Here is a 16,476-nt window from a genome sequence, read left to right on the forward strand (position 1 = left end):
GTCGCCCGCGGCGGGCCCTCGGCCTTCCCGGATCGGACCGTCCGCATGGAAGGATGACCGGACCGACACAGACGAGGTGCACTGAGGAGATGACCGCGTGCCTGGCACAAACCTGACTCGCGAAGAGGCGCAGCAGCGGGCGGAGCTGCTCACCGTCGACTCGTACGAGATCGATCTCGACCTGTCCGGGGCGCAGGAGGGCGGCACCTACCGGTCCGTGACCACGGTGCGCTTCGACGTCGCCCGGGGCGGCGCCGAGACCTTCATCGACCTGGTGGCGCCGGCCGTCCACGAGGTGACGCTCAACGGTGACGCGCTCGACCCGGCGGAGGTCTTCAAGGACTCCCGGATCGCGCTGCCGGACCTGCTCGAGGGCCGCAACGTCCTGCGGGTGGTCGCGGACTGCGCGTACACCAACACCGGTGAGGGCCTGCACCGGTTCGTCGACCCGGTCGACGACCAGGCGTACCTCTACACCCAGTTCGAGGTGCCGGACGCCCGGCGGGTCTTCGCGTCGTTCGAGCAGCCGGACCTGAAGGCCACCTTCCAGTTCACCGTGAAGGCGCCCGAGGGCTGGACCGTCGTCTCCAACTCGCCGACCCCGGAGCCCAAGGACAACGTCTGGGTGTTCGCGCCGACGCCGCGGATCTCGACGTACATCACCGCGCTGATCGTGGGCCCGTACCACTCGGTGCACAGCGTGTACGAGAAGGACGGCCAGTCGGTGCCGCTGGGCATCTACTGCCGCCCCTCGCTCGCCGAGTTCCTGGACTCGGACGCCATCTTCGAGGTGACCCGGCAGGGCTTCGAGTGGTTCCAGGAGAAGTTCGACTACGCCTACCCGTTCGAGAAGTACGACCAGCTCTTCGTGCCGGAGTTCAACGCGGGCGCGATGGAGAACGCGGGCGCGGTGACCATCCGCGACCAGTACGTGTTCCGTTCGAAGGTGACCGACGCGGCGTACGAGGTGCGCGCGGAGACCATCCTGCACGAGCTGGCCCACATGTGGTTCGGCGACCTGGTCACCATGGAGTGGTGGAACGACCTGTGGCTGAACGAGTCGTTCGCCACCTACACGTCGATCGCCTGCCAGGCCGCCCACCCCGAGTCGCGCTGGCCGCACTCGTGGACGACGTTCGCCAACTCGATGAAGACATGGGCGTACCGGCAGGACCAGCTGCCGTCCACGCACCCGATCATGGCGGACATCCGCGACCTGGACGACGTGCTCGTCAACTTCGACGGCATCACGTACGCCAAGGGCGCGAGCGTGCTCAAGCAGCTCGTCGCGTACGTCGGCGAGGACGAGTTCTTCCGGGGCGTGCAGGCGTACTTCAAGCGCCACGCGTTCGGCAACACGCGCCTGTCCGACCTGCTGGGCGCCCTGGAGGAGACCTCCGGCCGCGACCTGAAGACCTGGTCGAAGAAGTGGCTGGAGACGGCCGGCATCAACATCCTGCGACCGGAGGTCTCCGTCGACGCCGACGGCGTCATCACCTCCTTCGCCATCCGCCAGGAGGCCCCGGCGCTCCCGGCCGGTGCCAAGGGCGAGCCGGTGCTGCGCCCGCACCGCATCGCGGTCGGCCTGTACGACCTCGACGAGGTGTCCGGCAAGCTGGTGCGCTCCGACCGCGTCGAGCTGGACGTGGACGGCGAACTGACGGCCGTCGAGCAGCTGGTGGGCCGGCGCCGCCCGGCCGTCGTGCTGCTCAACGACGACGACCTGTCGTACGCCAAGGTCCGCCTGGACGAGGAGTCGCTGGCCTTCGTCACCGAGCACCTCGGCGACTTCGACGCCTCCCTGCCGCGCGCCCTGTGCTGGGCGTCCGCCTGGGACATGACGCGGGACGCGGAGCTCGCCACCCGCGACTACCTGTCCCTGGTGCTGTCCGGCATCGGCAAGGAGTCCGACATCGGCGTGGTGCAGTCGTTGCAGCGGCAGGTGAAGCTCGCCATCGACCTGTACGCCGACCCGACCGCCCGCGAGGCGCTGCTGACCCGCTGGACGGACGCCACGCTCGCCCACCTGCGCGCGGCCGAGCCGGGCGGCGACCACCAGCTGGCGTGGGCGCGCGCCTTCGCGGCGACGGCCCGTACGCCGGAGCAGCTGGACCTGCTGGAGGGCCTGCTGGACGGTTCGCAGTCGATCGAGGGCCTGGTCGTGGACACCGAGCTGCGCTGGGCGTTCGTGCAGCGCCTCGCGGCCGTCGGCCGGTTCGACGAGGCGGAGATCGCGAGCGAGTACGAGCGGGACAGGACGGCGGCCGGTGAGCGTCACGCGGCCACCGCGCGGGCCGCGCGTCCGACGCCGGAGGCCAAGGCGGAGGCGTGGGCGTCGGTCGTGGAGTCCGACAAGCTCCCGAACGCCGTGCAGGAGGCGGTGATCGGCGGCTTCGTGCAGACCGACCAGCGGGAGCTGCTCGCCCCCTACACCGAGAAGTTCTTCGACGCGGTGAAGGGCGTGTGGGAGTCCCGCTCGCACGAGATGGCCCAGCAGATCGCGGTCGGCCTGTACCCGTCGGTGCAGGTCTCCCAGGACACCCTGGACCGCACGGACGCCTGGCTGGCGTCCGCCGAGCCGGGCGCGGCCCTGCGCCGCCTGGTCTCGGAGTCCCGCTCGGGTGTCGAGCGGGCGCTCAGGGCGCAGGCCGCGGACGCGGCGGCGGCGGCGGCGCAGCAGTAGCGGACCGGGGCCGGGGTGCCCGTCCTGTCACGGGCGCCCCTGGGTTCCACCGACTCTCGAACACCCGCTCTTGATACCGGCGTCGACTGCGGCGATGCTTGGCGGGAAGCAGCGCCACGGGGCTCCTGCTCCGTCGGATGCGCTGGTGACCGCTGTGCGAGGAGGGGAGTTCACATGGCCGAGAAGATCGTGATCCGCCCGCTGGACAAGAAGGAGACCACGGGGGACAGCAACTCCCAGGGTGCCTGAGCGGAGCGCCGGCGTGCGGACTTCGTCGTATCCGGCCGTGGCCGAACTGGAGCGGCAGGCCCGCGCGCTGGCCGCCGCCGCGCCCGGCGTGATGAGCCTGCGGGCCGTCGGCGAGAGCCGGGCCGGCCGCCCGCTGTGGCTGCTGACCGCCGGCCACGGGGACAGACACCTGCTGACCGTGGCGGGCGCGCATGCCAACGAACCCGTGGGCGGGGCGTCCGCGCTGCGGCTGGCCCGTGTGCTGGCCGGACGGCCGCAGCTGCTCCGGCGGCTCGGCTGCTCATGGCACTTCCTGCTCTGCCTCGACCCCGACGGGGCCCACCTCGCCCACGGCTGGCAGCCCGAGGAGCCGACGCCCTCCCTGGAGGAGTGCCATCTGCGGCTGTACCGGCCGGCGTTCGCCCGCCAGCCCGAGTCGCTGCCCGCGCCCGGCGAGCACCGGGCGCCGCTGCCCGAGTCCGCGGCTCTGGTCCGGCTCCTCGACGAGCTGCGTCCCGCCGCCCAGTTCACGCTGCACGGCATCGAGTTCGGCGGCGCCTTCGCCATGATGACCCGTGAGCTGCCCGGCGCCGTCGCCGCGTTCCGGCGCACCGCCGCGCTGCTGGACGTCCCGCTCGACGACCACCCCTGCGACGGCCCCGACTGGCGCCCCGAGCGGCCCGGCGTGCTGCTGCTGCCCGCCGACCGGGCCGGCAGCGAGCGCGACCCCAGCGGCTTCGTCGCCGAGAGCACCTGGCTGTACCCGCGCCGGTACGGCACCCTCACCACGCTGATCGAGGCGCCCGCCTGGGGAGTCGCCGCGGTGAGCGACCCCCGGCCGGAGCCGGTGCCGGAGCGGGCGGTCGCCCGGGTCGGCGAGGTGCTCACCGGCCGCACCCGCGAGCTGGCCGCCGTCCTGCCGCAGGCCCACGCGGTCCCGGAGGAACTGGCCCCGCTGCGGGACGCCGCGCTGGAGCTGGTCGCGGTGGCCCCCTCGGTCGCCGCCACCTGGGCCGAGGAGGAACGCGCCGGTTCCCGCGGCCACTTCTCCACCCTCGGCATCGCCGCCCGCCGCATCCCGCTGCGCGCCGCCGCCATGATGCGCCGCGCCCTCCTGCCCACCGACCCGCACACCGCCGACGCCCTGGGCGACCTGGTGCGCGAGTGGAGCCGGGAACTGGAGAAGACGTACGCGCCGCGCTGGGTGCCGCTGTCCGCGCAGACGGGACTGCATGTCCGCACGATGCTGGACATCGGCCGGAGGGTGTGCGGCGCGGAGGAGTGAGGACGGGCGCCGGGGGCGGGGCGGACGCGCTGTGAGGGCGGTCACTTTCCCGCCCCGGCCGGTGAACCCGTTCGCCGCGGATCCCCACGTACGGGTGTACTCAGCCTTTCCGCCCCGCACGCAGAGGTCACACGGCTTCCGCCCCCGACCCCGTCACGCCCGGTCCGTCGCGCGGGCCGGGTCGTCCGACGCCGTGCGCAGGGCCGCCAGCACGCGGGACAGGGCCGGGGCCTCACGGGCGCCGCGCCGCACCGCGGCGACCACGTGCCGCACGGGAGGTTCGCCGGTCAGCCGCCGCATCACCACGCCGTCGCGGCGTACGACGGCCATCCGGGGCACCAGGGCGACCCCCATCCCGGCCTCCACCATGGCCAGGATCGCGGTCCAGCCGGAGGCCGAGTGGGCCTGGGCGGGGCTGAAGCCGGCGGACTCGCAGGCGGTGCGGGTGATGTCGGACCAGGGGCCGCTGCCGCCGAAGATCCAGGGCTCGGCGGAGAGGTCGGCCAGGTGCAGGGGGTCGGCGGCGGCGAGGGGGTGGCCGGGCGGGAGGGCCACGTCGAGGGGGTCGGCGAGCAGGGGGTGCAGCAGGAAGCGGGCGTCGCGTGCGGTGGGCGCCTGGGCCGCCAGCGACAGGGCGAGGTCGACCTCGCCGGCGCCCAGCAGGTCGTACGCCTCGGCGGCCTCCGCCTCCCGGACCCGTACGGTCACGCCGGGGGCCGCCGAGCGCAGCGCCCGTACGGCCGGTACGACCAGGGCGGGTACGGCGGTGGAGAAGGCGCCGATGCGGACCTCGCCGGCCTCGCCGTGCACATAGGCCGCCAACGCCGCGTCGGCGCGCTCCAGTTGCTCGAAGACCGCCTCGGCGTGCCGCAGCACCAGCCGGGCCGCGTCGGTCAGGCGCACCCGGCGCCCCTGGGCCTCCAGCAGGGGGACGCCGAGCTGCTTGGCGAGGCCGGTGAGCTGCTGGGAGACGGCCGACGGGGTCATCCGCAGGACCTGGGCCGTGCCGGTCACCGTGCCCACCTCCCGCAGGGTGCGCAGGATGTGCAGTTTCCGGATGTCCCACTCGGCCATGGCCCGCAACCTACGTCACCGCCGTGCCGCCGCGCCCAGCACCACACCGCCCAGGATCAGCGCCATGCACAGCGCCTGGCGCGGCCCGAGGGACTCCCCGAGCACCGCCCAGGACAGCAGGGCCACGCACACGGGCTGGAGGTAGTACACGACCCCGGCGCGGGTGGGGCCGACCAGGGCGACCGCCCGGTTCCAGGCGAAGAACGCGACGGCGGAGGAGGCGATCCCGACGTACAGCAGGGGCAGCACGGTGCCGTACGACGGCGTGAAGCCGCCCTGTACGGCGAGGCTGGCCGCCTGCGCGGGCAGCAGCATCAGCGTGCCGCACAGGAAGGTGGTGAACAGGAAGGCGGTGCCGCCCAGTCCGGCGGGGCGGCGGCGCAGCAGCGCGCTGTAGGAGCCGAAGGCGAGCATCGCGGCGACCATCCACAGGTCGCCCGCGCCGAACGAGGTCCCCCCGCACAGGATCAGCACCCCCGTGCACGCCGTCAGCAGCCCGGTGACCCGGCGCGCTCCGAGGCGGACGCCGCCCGCGCGCTCGTAGAGGGCCATCAGCACCGGGGAGGCGGCCATGATCATGCCCATGGTGGCGGCGGGGGTGGTGAGCCCGGCCTGGTTGACGAGGGTGTTGTAGAGGGCGACCCCGAGGAAGGACGCCAGGAGCACGAAGCCGAGGTGACGCCGGATCAGGGCCCGCTGCCGCCATGCCTGCCGCGCACCGAAGGGGGCCACCACGGCGAGCGCCACCACCCAGCGCCAGAAGGCGTGCTGCACGGGAGGGACGCTGTCGGCGAGGCCGCGGGAGGTGACGAAGCTGCCGGACCAGACGACGGTGGCGAGCGCGGCGCACGCGAGCCCGAGGACGGGGGCGGCCGTCCTCGGGCTCGTACGGGAGGTGGTGGTGGTCTTCGGGTGGGTGGCTGTGGCCACGGAGGTCCTTTCTGCGGGGTGGGCGGCGGCGCGGTTGCCGCTGCCGGCTCGCGGCTGCCGCCGCCGGCCTTCGGCTGCCGCCGCCGTCTACCGTCGCAGCGCGGGACCTGTCACGTCCATCGAAACTTTTTGAGGCTTCCGTTCAGACTTGCTGAACGATTCTCCGGTCGTCGCGGGCTTCCCGCCGAGCTGTCCGGCGATCGTCGCCCCGAACGCCAGCGCCATGCCCGCGATCTGCACCGGCGTGAGCGCCTGGCCGAGGGCGGCCCAGCCGACCACGGCCGCGGTCAGCGGGGAGAGCGGCCCGAGGAAGGTGACCTGGGTGGCGCTGAGGCTGCCGATGCCGCGGAACCAGAGCCAGTACGACACCGCCGTGTTGCCCAGGGCGAGGTAGAGGTAGCCGCCGACCGCGGGGGCGTCGAGGGCGGGCGGGGCGCCCTCGGCCAGCAGGGCGACGGGGGCGATCAGCAGTCCGCCGGCGGTCAGCTGCCAGGCCGTCAGGGCGAGCGGGCCGACCCCGTCGGGGCGTCCCCATTTCTTGGTCAGCACGGTGCCGGTGGACATCGACGCCGTGGAGGCGACGGCCGCGAGCACGCCGACGAGGTCCAGCGCGCCGGCCGCCTTCAGCACGACCAGGCTCACCCCGAACGCCGCCGCGATCCCGGCGAGCACCGAGCGCACGGTGGCCCGCCGACCGAGCAGCACCGCCGACAGTCCGACCACGAAGAGCGGGCCGGCCGAGCCGACGACCGCGGCCATGCCGCCGGGCAGGCGGTACGCCGACAGGAACAGCAGCGGGAAGAACGCGCCGATGTTCAGGGCGCCGAGCACCGCCGCCTTCCACCACCAGGCGCCGCGCGGCAGCACCCGGGCGAGGGCCAGCAGCACCAGTCCGGCGGGCAGGGCCCGCACCAGGCCGGTGAACAGGGGGCGGTCGGGCGGGAGGAACTCGGTGGTGACCGCGTAGGTGGTGCCCCAGGAGATCGGGGCGAGGGCGGTGAGCAGCACGGTGGCGGACCGCTTCATGACCGGGTCCTTTCGGGCGTACGAGGGGTGAGGGCGAGGAGGGCCGCGGGGAGGCCGTCGGGGAGTACGGGGGTCAGGCGGCGAGGGGCGCGGGCTTCGCGGGCTCGGCGCCGCGGGCGACCGTCACCGGCAGCGGGCGGACCGCCTCGGCCGGGAGCCGGCGTTCGACGCGGATGAGCAGGGCGGCGGCGAGCGCGGAGGTGGCGATGAGCACGGCCCAGGGGGCGCGGCCGTCGAGGGCGAGGAGGAAGGTGAACAGCGAGGGCGCCACCGCCTTCGCCAGGGACCAGGAGATCTGGTAGGCCGCCATGTACCGCCCGCGCAGTTCCTCGGGCGCCGCCGACACGGCGAGCACCTCGGCGGCCGGGCTGTGGATCAGCTCGCCCAGGGTGTAGAGGACGACGACGGCGACGAGGACGGTGCCCAGCACGGTGTCGTTCTGCGGCCGCAGCGAGCCCAGCACGATGTTCGCGGCGAACGCGGCGGCGAACAGTCCCCCGCCCAGTGCCGCGGCCCGGGTGCGCCGGGCGCCCGTCCGCCGGACGCGGGAGCCGACGTAGACCCCGGCGAGGGCGCACAGCACGGTGTTGACGGTGAAGGCGGAGCCGGTGAGGACGGCCGGGCCGTCGAGCCACTGCACGATGAAGAGCGGGAAGAGCACCGACAGGGCGGAGTAGCTGAGGGCGTTGAGGAAGTTGGCGCCGGTGACGACGAGGAAGGGCCGGTCGGCGAGCACGAGGCGGTAACCGGCTCCGGCGCGGGGCGCGGTGGCCGCCCGGTCGGAGCGGACCGGCTTCAGCGGGCGCACCAGCAGCGCGGCGAGGGCGAAGGCCAGGGCGTTGCCCCAGGCGGTGTAGGTGTATCCGGCGGGGCCGGCGAAGGCGATGACGAACGTGGCGAGCAGGGCTCCGGCGCCGTTGCCGCCGTTCTGCAGCGCGCGGGTGGATGCCTGGAGCCGGTCGCGCCCCTCTCCCCTGGCCACCTCGCCGATCAGCGACTGGTTGACGGCCGGGAAGGCCCGGTCGGCGGCGGCGGTGACGAGGGCGACGGCGGCGAAGGCGGCCAGGGACTGGGCGAAGGGGTACAGGGCGAAGCCGGCGACCCGCACACCGTAGAGCGCGTACAGCACCCGCTTGGCGCCGTAGGTGTCGATCGCCGCCCCGGCGACGGGGAGCGCGCCGAGACCGGCGAGACCGGTGACCGTGAGGACCGCGCCGACGACGGCGAAGGACAGCCCCGTGACGTAGTGGAAGAACACCAGGGTGAACGGGATGTACATGCCCATCCCGATCCCGTTGACGGCGGCGGCGAGGGGCAGCGCCCACTCTCCCGCTGTCCGCTGGTCCTTCTGCCGCATGACGCCCCCTGGTGTGCCGGTGCCCGTGCCCGGCGAGACGGCTCACCGGGAAGTGACTTGGTGGAAAGTAGCTTAGCGCTAAGCAACTCATTTGCAAGAGACTTAGCTCTGATCCACTTGTCACTGATCCACTTGCCAGCGAGCCACTTTCTTGCGGCCCACCGAACCGGGACGGATACTCCTGCCATGAACCCGAACCCCGAACCCCAGGACCGCCCTCGGGACGCGGTCGACGCGATCATCGGCCAGTGGGCGGCCGTACGCCCCGACCTCGACACCAAGGCGATGGAGGTCTTCGGCCGCATCTACCGGCTCTCGCGCGCGATGGGCGACCGGATGGAGAAGCGGTACGCCCAGTTCGGGATCTCCCGCGGCGAGTTCGACGTCCTCGCCACGCTGCGCCGCTCCGGCGAGCCGTACACCCTCTCGCCGCGCCAGCTGTCCTCCACGCTGATGCTCACCACCGGCGGCATGACGGGCCGCCTGGACAAGCTGGAGCGCGCGGGCCTGCTGCGCCGCTCCCCCGACCCGCACGACCGCCGCGGCCTCCAGGTCACCCTCACCGAGGAGGGCCTGGACCTCATCGACGAGGCGGTCGGCGCCGGCCTCGCCCTCCAGAGCGACGCCCTGTCCACCCTGGACCCGGACGAGGCGGACCGCCTGGCCGACCTGCTGCGCAAACTGCTCGCCAACACCCAGACCGGCTAGGAGACCACGATGGCGGACTGGGCACTGCGCCCGGCCACGGCGACCGACGTGGAACAGATCGCCGACCTGCGCGCCGAGGTCATGCGCCCCGACCTCGAACGCCTCGGCCGCTACGACGACCACCGCGTCCGCCAGCGGCTGCGCGACGCCTTCGGCCCCACCCACACCTGGATCATCGAGGTCGCGGACACCTTCGCCGGCTGCGTGGCCCTGCGCCCGTCCCCGGACGGCTTCTGGCTGGAGCACTTCTACCTCGACCCGGTGCACCACGGCCGGGGCATCGGCACCTCCGTCCTCCGCCACCTCCTCGGCACCTGCGACCGGTGGGGCATCCGCGTCCGGCTGAACGTCCTGCAGGGCAGCGCGGCCCGCCGGCTGTACGAACGCCACGGCTTCATGACGGAGTCCGAGGACCCGGTGGACGTGTTCATGGCCCGCGAACCGGTCCGTCCCGCGCGCTGACCCGTCCGAGGGGGCCCGAGCGGGCCGGCCCCTGGAAACGCCGAGGGCGCCGCCCCGCCAGGTACGGCGGAAGCGGCGCCCTCGGAAAGAGCGGGGTGATGTCAGGTCAGGCGCGTGCCTTGGCCTTGGCCTTCAGCTTGGGCTTTTCGACCTTGTACGCCGAGCGGTCCAGGACCATCACCAGGCCGGTGATGACCGCGAACAGGGCGAGCGGGGCGATCACGAACAGGCCCAGCGTCTCGATGACGCTCAGGCCCGTGCCGGGGTCGTCACCGTCGTCACGCGTCAGCGCGAGCGCGGGGGACGACATGAGCAGCATCATCAGCGTCGTACCGGCGGCCAGGGCGCCGGCGCGCAGGGCGTTCTTCTTGTCCACGGTGCAAAAGTAGCGAACGCCGGTCGGGGCCGCGCGCCCGGGGGTCCGTATAGGCGCGCGGGGGCCCCCGGCGCCGGGCCCGCACCGCCCCGCTCCCCGCGTCACTCCGCCTCCCGCGCCCCTCCCGGCGCCGGGCCCGCACCGCCCCGCGCCCCGTGCCGTCCCCCGTCCCGCACGCCCTCGCGGCCTGCCGGTCCCACCCCCGCCCGCAGCACCTCCGCCAGCGCCCGCAGCCGCCCCGAGGACGCCACGTCCTCCAGCGTCATCGCCCGCCCCTCCGCGTCGGCGACCGGAAGCCGCCAGTTCGGGTACTGGTCCCACGTACCCGGCAGATTCTGCGGTCGCCGGTCGCCCGTGCCGTCCGGGAGCCAGAGGCCGACGAGGCGGGCCGGGGTGCGCACCAGGAAGCGGTGGACGGCCTGGACCTGGGCCTCCTCGGAGGAGACGTCGCAGCCGCCGCCGGTGCCCTCCAGCAGGCCGAGCCGGGTGAGCACCGCCAGCCACTCGGCGACGTCGGTGGCGGCCTCGGCGCGCTCCTCGGCGAGGGGGCGGGCGAGGAGGCCGAGCCGGTCGCGCAGTTCGACGTGTTCGCCGGTGAGGCGGGCGGCGGTGGGCGGGAGGTCGTGGGTGGTGGCGGTGGCGAGGCAGTCGGAGCGCCAGGACTCGGGGGGCAGCGGCAGCCCGTCGCCGTCCCAGTCGCGCTCGAACCACAGCACGGACGTGCCGAGCACACCGCGCTCGCGCAGCGCCTCGCGCACCCCGGACTCCACGGTCCCCAGGTCCTCGCCGATGACGACGGCTCCCGCCCGCGATGCCTCCAGCACGAGCACGGCGAGCATGGCCTCGGCGTCGTAGCGGACGTAGGCGCCCTGGGTGGGCGGCAGGCCCTGCGGGACCCACCAGAGCCGGAACAGCCCCATGACGTGGTCGATGCGCAGGGCGCCGGCGTAGCCGCACAGGGCGCGCAGCAGCGCCCGGAAGGGGGCGTAGCCGGACTCGGCGAGCCGGTCGGGGCGCCAGGGCGGCAGCCCCCAGTCCTGGCCGCGGGCGTTGAAGGCGTCGGGCGGGGCGCCCACCGACATGCCGGCGGCGAAGAACTCGCCGAGGGCCCAGGCGTCCGCGCCCTCGGGATGCACACCGACCGCGAGGTCGTGCACGATCCCGACGGGCATGCCCGCCTCGCGGGCGACGCGCTGGGCGGCGGCCAGTTGGCTGTCGGTGAGCCAGGCGAGCCAGGTGTGGAAGTCGACGCGGTCCATCAGGTCGCGGCGGGCGCGGGCGGTGGCGGCGGAGCGCGGGTCGCGCAGCGCCTCGGGCCACTGTCCGGTCTCGCCGCCGTACACCTCGGCGAGGGCGTTCCAGGTGGCGTGGTCCTCCAGGGCCTGGCCCTGGGCGGCGAGGAAGTCGCCGTAGGCGGCCCGGCGTCCGGGCCCGAGCGGCACCTCGCGCACCAGTTCCAGGGCCGCGCGCTTGAGTTCCCAGACGGCGTCCCGGTCGATCAGTTCGCCCTTGTCGAGCACCGACTCCCTGAGCCGGGCGGCCCGTTCGAGCAGTTCCGCGACCCGCTCGCGGTCCTGGACGTGGGCGAACTCGGGGACGTCCTCGACGCGCAGATGGACGGGGTCGGGGAAGCGGCGGGAGGAGGGCCGGTAGGGGGAGGGGTCGGTGGGGGCGCCGGGCACGGCCGCGTGCAGCGGGTTGACCTGCACGAACCCGGCACCGAGCGCTCGTCCGGCCCAGGCGGTGAGCTCGCCGAGGTCGCCGAGGTCGCCCATGCCCCAGGAGCGCCGGGACAGCAGCGAGTAGAGCTGCACCAGCAGGCCGTAGGACCGTCCGCGCGGGGTGGGCAGCCGGCGCGGGGCGACGATCAGATGGGCCTGCGCGGTCCGTCCGTCGGGCGCGGCGGCGGCCAGCCGGTGCACGCCGGGCGGGAGGCGTACGAGGGCCCCCTCGCCGTCGTAGGTCTCGCCCTGCTCGGTCTCGACCCGCAGCCGCGTCCCGGCGGGCAGTGCGCCGAGCGCGGCGGGGATGCCGCCCTCCCACAGGACGACCGTGGGCGGCAGCAGCCGCTGGGCCGACTCCCGCTCGCGGGCGGCGAGCGCCGCCCGGACCGCGTCGGGGGTGTCCGCGTCGACGCCGAGGGCGGCGAGGACGCGGACGACGGCGAGGGGGGAGGCGGTGACCGTGCGGTCGGGGGCGGGGCGGTAGGAGGTGGCGACGCCGTGCAGTTCGGCGAGTCGGGCCAGCTCCTCGTCCAGGGGCCGGTCCGGGGTGGGTTCGGTCATCTACGGCCTCGTGGAGTGGGGGTCCGGGGCGGCGAGCGGCGGCTCGCTGGTGAGGGGTTCGGCGTCGGGCAGCGGGGGTTCGCTGGTCAGCGGGGTCTGGGAGCAGGTGCTCTCGGCGGAGAACACGCGTACGGGTGCGCCGGTGGCGGACGCCCGTACGGGCTCGGCGTCGGCGGCGGAGAACACGCGCACCGGCTCGGCGCTCCGGGTGGGGAAGACGCGCACGGGCTCGGCGGTGGGCTCCGCCGGGCGTTTGGAGAGGGCCGAGAGCAGAAGGTGTGCCGAAGCGGCCACGGGGGCCTCCTTGATCTGAAGCTCCGTCCGGGACGGGACGGAGCGAGGACAGGGACTACAGCAGCCCTACCCAGCGGGCACGGCGGCAGACGTAGCTCCTGACGAATACCGCGTGTCGCCACAATCCCCGTCGAGTGCGCGCCCAGCCCCCGCGGATTTTCCCGGCTCCCGCGGAAGTTCTCGCCCGCCCACTATTCACTCAGTACATGTACGCGGTACATAATGATCTCCATGAGCACCCGCCACATCCTGCTCGGGCTGCTCGCCGCAGGTCCCAGCCACGGCTACGACCTCAAGCGACGGCACGACGAACGCTTCCCGCAGGCCCGCCCGCTGGCCTACGGGCAGGTGTACACGACCCTGCAACGGCTGGTCCGCGACGGACTGGCCGAGGTCGACGGCACCGATTCCGACGGGGGCCCGGAGCGCACGCTGTACCGGACCACCGAGGACGGCGCGCGCGAACTGGCCCGGTGGGCGGCCGAGGTCACCCCGCCCGCGCCGTTCGTCGCGAACGAGATCTTCGCCAAGGTCGTCGTCGCGATCCTCGCCGCCGGCGACCCGGAGACCTATCTGCGCGACCAGCGCGCCGCGCACATGGCCCGCATGCGCGAGCTCACGGCGGTCAAGACCGCCCCCGGAGCGGATCTGTCGACGGTCCTGTCGGCCGACTACGCCCTGACCCACCTCGACGCCGACCTGCGCTGGATGACCACCACCGGCGCCCGGCTGGCCTCCCTCACCGCGGAAGTGGACACCGTATGAGCACTAGTACCGCTACGACCCCGCTGCTCGTGGCCCGTGACCTGGTCAAGGCGCACGGGGCGACCAAGGCCCTGCGCGGCGCCCGTCTGGAGCTCGCGGCCGGCGAGATCCTCGCCGTCACCGGCCCCAGCGGCAGCGGCAAGTCCACGCTGCTGCACTGCATGGCGGGCATCGTCCGCCCGGACGCGGGCGAGGTGCGCTACGGCGGGGAACGCCTGGACCGGCTGCCCGAGGCGCGGCTGAGCGAGCTGCGGCGCACCGAGTTCGGGGTGGTGTTCCAGTTCGGGCAGCTGATCCCGGAACTGACCGCGCTGGACAACGTGGCGCTGCCGCTGCTGCTGGCCGGGCGCGGCCGCAGGGAGGCCCGGGCGGCGGGCACGGAGTGGCTGGAGCGGTTCGGGGTGCGCGGGCAGGAGGAGCTGCGGCCCGGCGAGATGAGCGGCGGACAGGCCCAGCGGGTGGCGCTGGCGCGCGCCCTGGTGACCGGCCCGCGGGTGGTCTTCGCCGACGAGCCGACCGGGGCGCTGGACTCGCTGGCCGGGGAGCAGGTGATGACCGCGCTGGCCCATACCGCCCGCGAGGCGGGCACCGCCGTCCTGCTGATCACGCATGACGCGCGGGTGGCGGCGTACGCCGACCGGGAGGTGTCGCTGAGCGACGGCACGGTGGTGGCCGAGGGCGCGGACGCGTCGGCGGTGATCCGGTGAGGGCCGTGAAGGGGCTGAGGTCCGATCTGCGGCTGGCCCGGCTGCTGGTGTCCGGTTCGGACCGGCACGAGTGGTGGCGGATCGCGCTGACCGCCTTCGGGGCGCTGCTGGCGACCGGGTTCGCGCTGGCGGCGGTGGTGCTGGCGTCGCTGGAGGGCCAGTACCGCGTGTCCGTGGGCAACGGCCTGCTCGACCGGCCCGGCGAGCGCTCGGGGGTGATCACCGCGCTGCTCCTGCTGCTGGTGCCGGTGTTCGGGTTCCTCGGGCAGTGCGCGCGCATCGGTGCCGTGCACCGCGACCGGCGGCTGGCGGGGCTGCGTCTGGCGGGGGCCTCGCCCTGGCAGGTGCGCCGGATCGCGGCGGCCGAGACGGGGCTGGCCTGCGCGGTGGGCTCGGCGGTCGCCTCGGTGTTCTCGGCGCTGATGCTGCTCACCCAGTGGCAGAACCCGCCGGCCCTGGCCTGGGCCGGGATCGCCGCGGTGGCGGTCGCGGTGCCCGTGCTGGGCGCGCTGGTGAGCGTGTCGGCGCTGCGCCGGGTGGTGGCCTCGCCGCTGGGCGAGGTGCGCCGGGTGCGCCGGCACGCCCGGCCGGGGCTGTTGTTCCTGCTGGCGGCGCTGGCGTTCGTCGCGGCGGCGGTGGGCTCGCTGGTACGGCTCGCCGGCACACCGCGGCCCGGTCCCGAGGGGCCGCTCGGGGTGCTCGCCGGGGTGGTCGTCGTCGGCATGGGCGCGGTGTGGCTGGCGGGGGCGGTCTCGGGGCTGGTGGGGCGCCGGCTGGCCGCGCGGACCGACAGCCCCGCGGTGCTGATCGCGGCGGAGCGGCTGCGGGACGATCCGTGGGCGGCGGCCCGTACGCATGCTGCGGTGCTGCTGGTGACGGTCGTCGCCACCGGGTTCGCCGGGGTCCGGCAGGTGCTCCTGGCGGTCCTGGACTCCGACAAGCACCTGGCGGAGGACCGTTCCTTCTACGAGACGGGGCTGAATCTGACCGCCGCCGCGATCGGCGTGGCCCTGCTGATCGTGCTGGGCGCGCTCGCCGTCGGCACCGCCGAGTCGCTGGCCGCCCGGCGCCGGGGGCTGGCCGCGCAGACCGCCGCCGGGGTGCCGCAGCGCGTGCTGGGGCGGGCGCTGCTGCTGGAGACCGCGCTGCCGCTGGCGCCCGCGGTGCTGCTGGCGGGGATCGGCGGCATGGTGATCGGCGCGGGGTACGCGTCGCTCAGCGACGACGGCACCTTCTCGACGCCCTGGGAGGGGCTGCTGGTCCCGGTCGCGGTGTACGGCGTCTGCCTGCTGGCCGCGGCGACCTCGCTGCCCCTGCTGCGGCGCACGCTGCGCCCGGCGGAGCTGCGCTACACCTGAGGGGGGCGTGCGCCTGAGGGCCGAGCGCGGCGGGCACACCGACGGCACCGGGGTGGACGGGGGTCTCCCCGGTGCCGCCCCGGTGTCCGTCCGGGTGGCCGTCAGGTCGCCCTCGGCTCACCGCGGGAATGCGAAGGCCCGGATCCTCAGGCGGAGATGCCGTCGATCCGGGCCAGGGCGTCGTCCGCGCCGTACGGCTGCAGGTACGGCAGCCAGCGCGGGTCCCTATGGCCGGTGCCGATGATGCGCCAGGCCAGACCGGTGGGCGGGGCGGGTTTGTGACGCAGGCGCCAGCCGATCTCGCCGAGGTGGCGGTCGGCCTTCACGTGATTGCAGCGGCGGCAGGACGCCACCACGTTGTCCCAGACGTGCTTGCCCCCGCGGCTGCGCGGGATGACGTGGTCGACGCTGGTTGCGACGCCACCGCAGTACATGCACCGGCCCCCGTCGCGCGCGAACAGCGCACGGCGGGTGAGAGGAACGGGCCCCCGATAGGGAACCCGTACGAATCGCTTGAGCCGGACCACGCTGGGTGCGGGGACGGTGACGGTTGCGCTGTGCAGAAAGGCGCCGGACTCCTCAAGGCACACGGCCTTGTTCTCCAGGACGAGGACGAGCGCGCGGCGGAGCGGTACGACGCCGAGCGGCTCGTACGACGCGTTGAGGACCAGGACATGCGGCACGGATGCCTCCTTGTACGCCGGCGGCGCGTGGCTCGCGCCGGGACGATCTGCAGTCAGTCTCCCCTCATGCCTGGTGGACGCGCCACCATGTCCCGGTAACGGGCTGGGAGTGTTTTCGACCACATCTGATTCATCCCCCGGATCGTGAACGGTTCATCCCTCCTGTTCATCCCCGGGTCTGTGCTCTTTCTCCCTCCGGCATCACGACGATCCACACGCGATGCCCCGATAGTGTGGTGACCCTGCCCTCCGGTG

15 protein-coding genes are annotated in these 16,476 nt (G+C 74.3%); 7 read left to right on the plus strand and 8 right to left on the minus strand.

The window, feature by feature from the left end; translation table 11 throughout:
- Positions 1 to 97: 97 nt before the first annotated feature.
- Positions 98 to 2,683 (plus strand): aminopeptidase N, encoded by a 2,586-nt coding sequence (gene pepN, locus ACSU6M_RS11830; protein ID WP_437069387.1) that lies wholly within the window; start codon positions 98 to 100, stop codon positions 2,681 to 2,683.
- Between the two features lie 262 nt (positions 2,684 to 2,945).
- Positions 2,946 to 4,196: a M14 family zinc carboxypeptidase gene (locus ACSU6M_RS11835; protein WP_437069389.1), complete on the plus strand. Its 1,251-nt coding sequence runs from the start codon at positions 2,946 to 2,948 to the stop codon at positions 4,194 to 4,196.
- A gap of 153 nt (positions 4,197 to 4,349) precedes the next feature.
- On the opposite strand, the gene ACSU6M_RS11840 is transcribed toward ACSU6M_RS11835, so the two are convergent.
- The 4 genes from ACSU6M_RS11840 to ACSU6M_RS11855 form a co-directional block, all read right to left on the minus strand.
- On the minus strand, positions 4,350 to 5,270 hold the full coding sequence (locus tag ACSU6M_RS11840; protein WP_437069391.1) for a LysR family transcriptional regulator: 921 nt from the start codon (positions 5,268 to 5,270) through the stop codon (positions 4,350 to 4,352).
- 15 nt (positions 5,271 to 5,285) lie between these two features.
- Complete coding sequence (locus ACSU6M_RS11845; protein ID WP_437069392.1) at positions 5,286 to 6,200, minus strand: DMT family transporter; 915 nt, start codon at positions 6,198 to 6,200, stop codon at positions 5,286 to 5,288.
- 87 nt (positions 6,201 to 6,287) lie between these two features.
- Positions 6,288 to 7,226 carry an EamA family transporter gene (locus ACSU6M_RS11850; RefSeq protein WP_437069393.1) on the minus strand — a complete coding sequence of 313 codons (939 nt, stop codon included), beginning with the start codon at positions 7,224 to 7,226 and terminating at the stop codon, positions 6,288 to 6,290.
- 73 nt (positions 7,227 to 7,299) lie between these two features.
- Complete coding sequence (locus tag ACSU6M_RS11855; RefSeq protein WP_437069394.1) at positions 7,300 to 8,583, minus strand: MFS transporter; 1,284 nt, start codon at positions 8,581 to 8,583, stop codon at positions 7,300 to 7,302.
- A 186-nt stretch (positions 8,584 to 8,769) separates the two neighbouring features.
- On the opposite strand from ACSU6M_RS11855, the gene ACSU6M_RS11860 reads away from it, so the two are divergent.
- Both ACSU6M_RS11860 and ACSU6M_RS11865 read left to right on the plus strand, forming a co-directional pair.
- On the plus strand, positions 8,770 to 9,291 hold the full coding sequence (locus ACSU6M_RS11860) for a MarR family winged helix-turn-helix transcriptional regulator (RefSeq protein ID WP_437069396.1): 522 nt from the start codon (positions 8,770 to 8,772) through the stop codon (positions 9,289 to 9,291).
- A gap of 9 nt (positions 9,292 to 9,300) precedes the next feature.
- A complete protein-coding gene (locus ACSU6M_RS11865; protein ID WP_437069398.1) occupies positions 9,301 to 9,753 on the plus strand; it encodes a GNAT family N-acetyltransferase in 453 nt (150 codons plus the stop codon).
- A 106-nt stretch (positions 9,754 to 9,859) separates the two neighbouring features.
- Here ACSU6M_RS11865 and ACSU6M_RS11870 read toward each other — a convergent pair whose 3' ends face one another.
- From ACSU6M_RS11870 to ACSU6M_RS11880, 3 genes are all read right to left on the minus strand, one after another.
- A complete protein-coding gene (locus ACSU6M_RS11870) occupies positions 9,860 to 10,129 on the minus strand; it encodes a hypothetical protein (protein ID WP_437069399.1) in 270 nt (89 codons plus the stop codon).
- 101 nt (positions 10,130 to 10,230) lie between these two features.
- Positions 10,231 to 12,414: a 4-alpha-glucanotransferase gene (malQ, locus tag ACSU6M_RS11875; RefSeq protein WP_437069400.1), complete on the minus strand. Its 2,184-nt coding sequence runs from the start codon at positions 12,412 to 12,414 to the stop codon at positions 10,231 to 10,233.
- The gene (locus ACSU6M_RS11880) at positions 12,415 to 12,708 is read right to left on the minus strand and encodes a hypothetical protein (protein ID WP_437069401.1); all 294 of its coding nucleotides are present in this window, start codon (positions 12,706 to 12,708) and stop codon (positions 12,415 to 12,417) included.
- Between the two features lie 231 nt (positions 12,709 to 12,939).
- On the opposite strand from ACSU6M_RS11880, the gene ACSU6M_RS11885 reads away from it, so the two are divergent.
- Genes ACSU6M_RS11885 through ACSU6M_RS11895 form a run of 3 tightly spaced genes read left to right on the plus strand, consistent with a single transcriptional unit; the run spans position 12,940 to position 15,538 of the window.
- Positions 12,940 to 13,473 (plus strand): PadR family transcriptional regulator, encoded by a 534-nt coding sequence (locus ACSU6M_RS11885; RefSeq protein ID WP_437069403.1) that lies wholly within the window; start codon positions 12,940 to 12,942, stop codon positions 13,471 to 13,473.
- Positions 13,470 to 14,180: an ABC transporter ATP-binding protein gene (locus tag ACSU6M_RS11890; RefSeq protein WP_437069405.1), complete on the plus strand. Its 711-nt coding sequence runs from the start codon at positions 13,470 to 13,472 to the stop codon at positions 14,178 to 14,180. Before ACSU6M_RS11885 ends, ACSU6M_RS11890 begins: the two co-directional genes overlap by 4 nt.
- Positions 14,181 to 14,185: 5 nt before the next feature.
- The gene (locus tag ACSU6M_RS11895; protein WP_437069406.1) at positions 14,186 to 15,538 is read left to right on the plus strand and encodes an FtsX-like permease family protein; all 1,353 of its coding nucleotides are present in this window, start codon (positions 14,186 to 14,188) and stop codon (positions 15,536 to 15,538) included.
- Between the two features lie 146 nt (positions 15,539 to 15,684).
- Here the strand turns inward: ACSU6M_RS11895 and ACSU6M_RS11900 are convergent, their stop codons facing one another.
- A complete protein-coding gene (locus ACSU6M_RS11900; protein ID WP_360213324.1) occupies positions 15,685 to 16,221 on the minus strand; it encodes an HNH endonuclease in 537 nt (178 codons plus the stop codon).
- Positions 16,222 to 16,476: the final 255 nt, after the last annotated feature.

Origin of the sequence: Streptomyces sp. enrichment culture, from assembly GCF_964272895.1 — a bacterium.
Lineage (GTDB): Bacteria > Actinomycetota > Actinomycetes > Streptomycetales > Streptomycetaceae > Streptomyces.

Coding starts and splice junctions, on each gene's coding strand:
- ACSU6M_RS11840 (WP_437069391.1), bottom strand. CDS start 5,270: ATGGCCGAGTGGGACATCCGGAAACTGCACATCCTGCGCACCCTGCGG.
- ACSU6M_RS11850 (WP_437069393.1), bottom strand. CDS start 7,226: ATGAAGCGGTCCGCCACCGTGCTGCTCACCGCCCTCGCCCCGATCTCC.
- ACSU6M_RS11855 (WP_437069394.1), bottom strand. CDS start 8,583: ATGCGGCAGAAGGACCAGCGGACAGCGGGAGAGTGGGCGCTGCCCCTC.
- ACSU6M_RS11860 (WP_437069396.1), top strand. CDS start 8,770: ATGAACCCGAACCCCGAACCCCAGGACCGCCCTCGGGACGCGGTCGAC.
- ACSU6M_RS11865 (WP_437069398.1), top strand. CDS start 9,301: ATGGCGGACTGGGCACTGCGCCCGGCCACGGCGACCGACGTGGAACAG.
- malQ (WP_437069400.1), bottom strand. CDS start 12,414: ATGACCGAACCCACCCCGGACCGGCCCCTGGACGAGGAGCTGGCCCGA.
- ACSU6M_RS11885 (WP_437069403.1), top strand. CDS start 12,940: ATGAGCACCCGCCACATCCTGCTCGGGCTGCTCGCCGCAGGTCCCAGC.
- ACSU6M_RS11890 (WP_437069405.1), top strand. CDS start 13,470: ATGAGCACTAGTACCGCTACGACCCCGCTGCTCGTGGCCCGTGACCTG.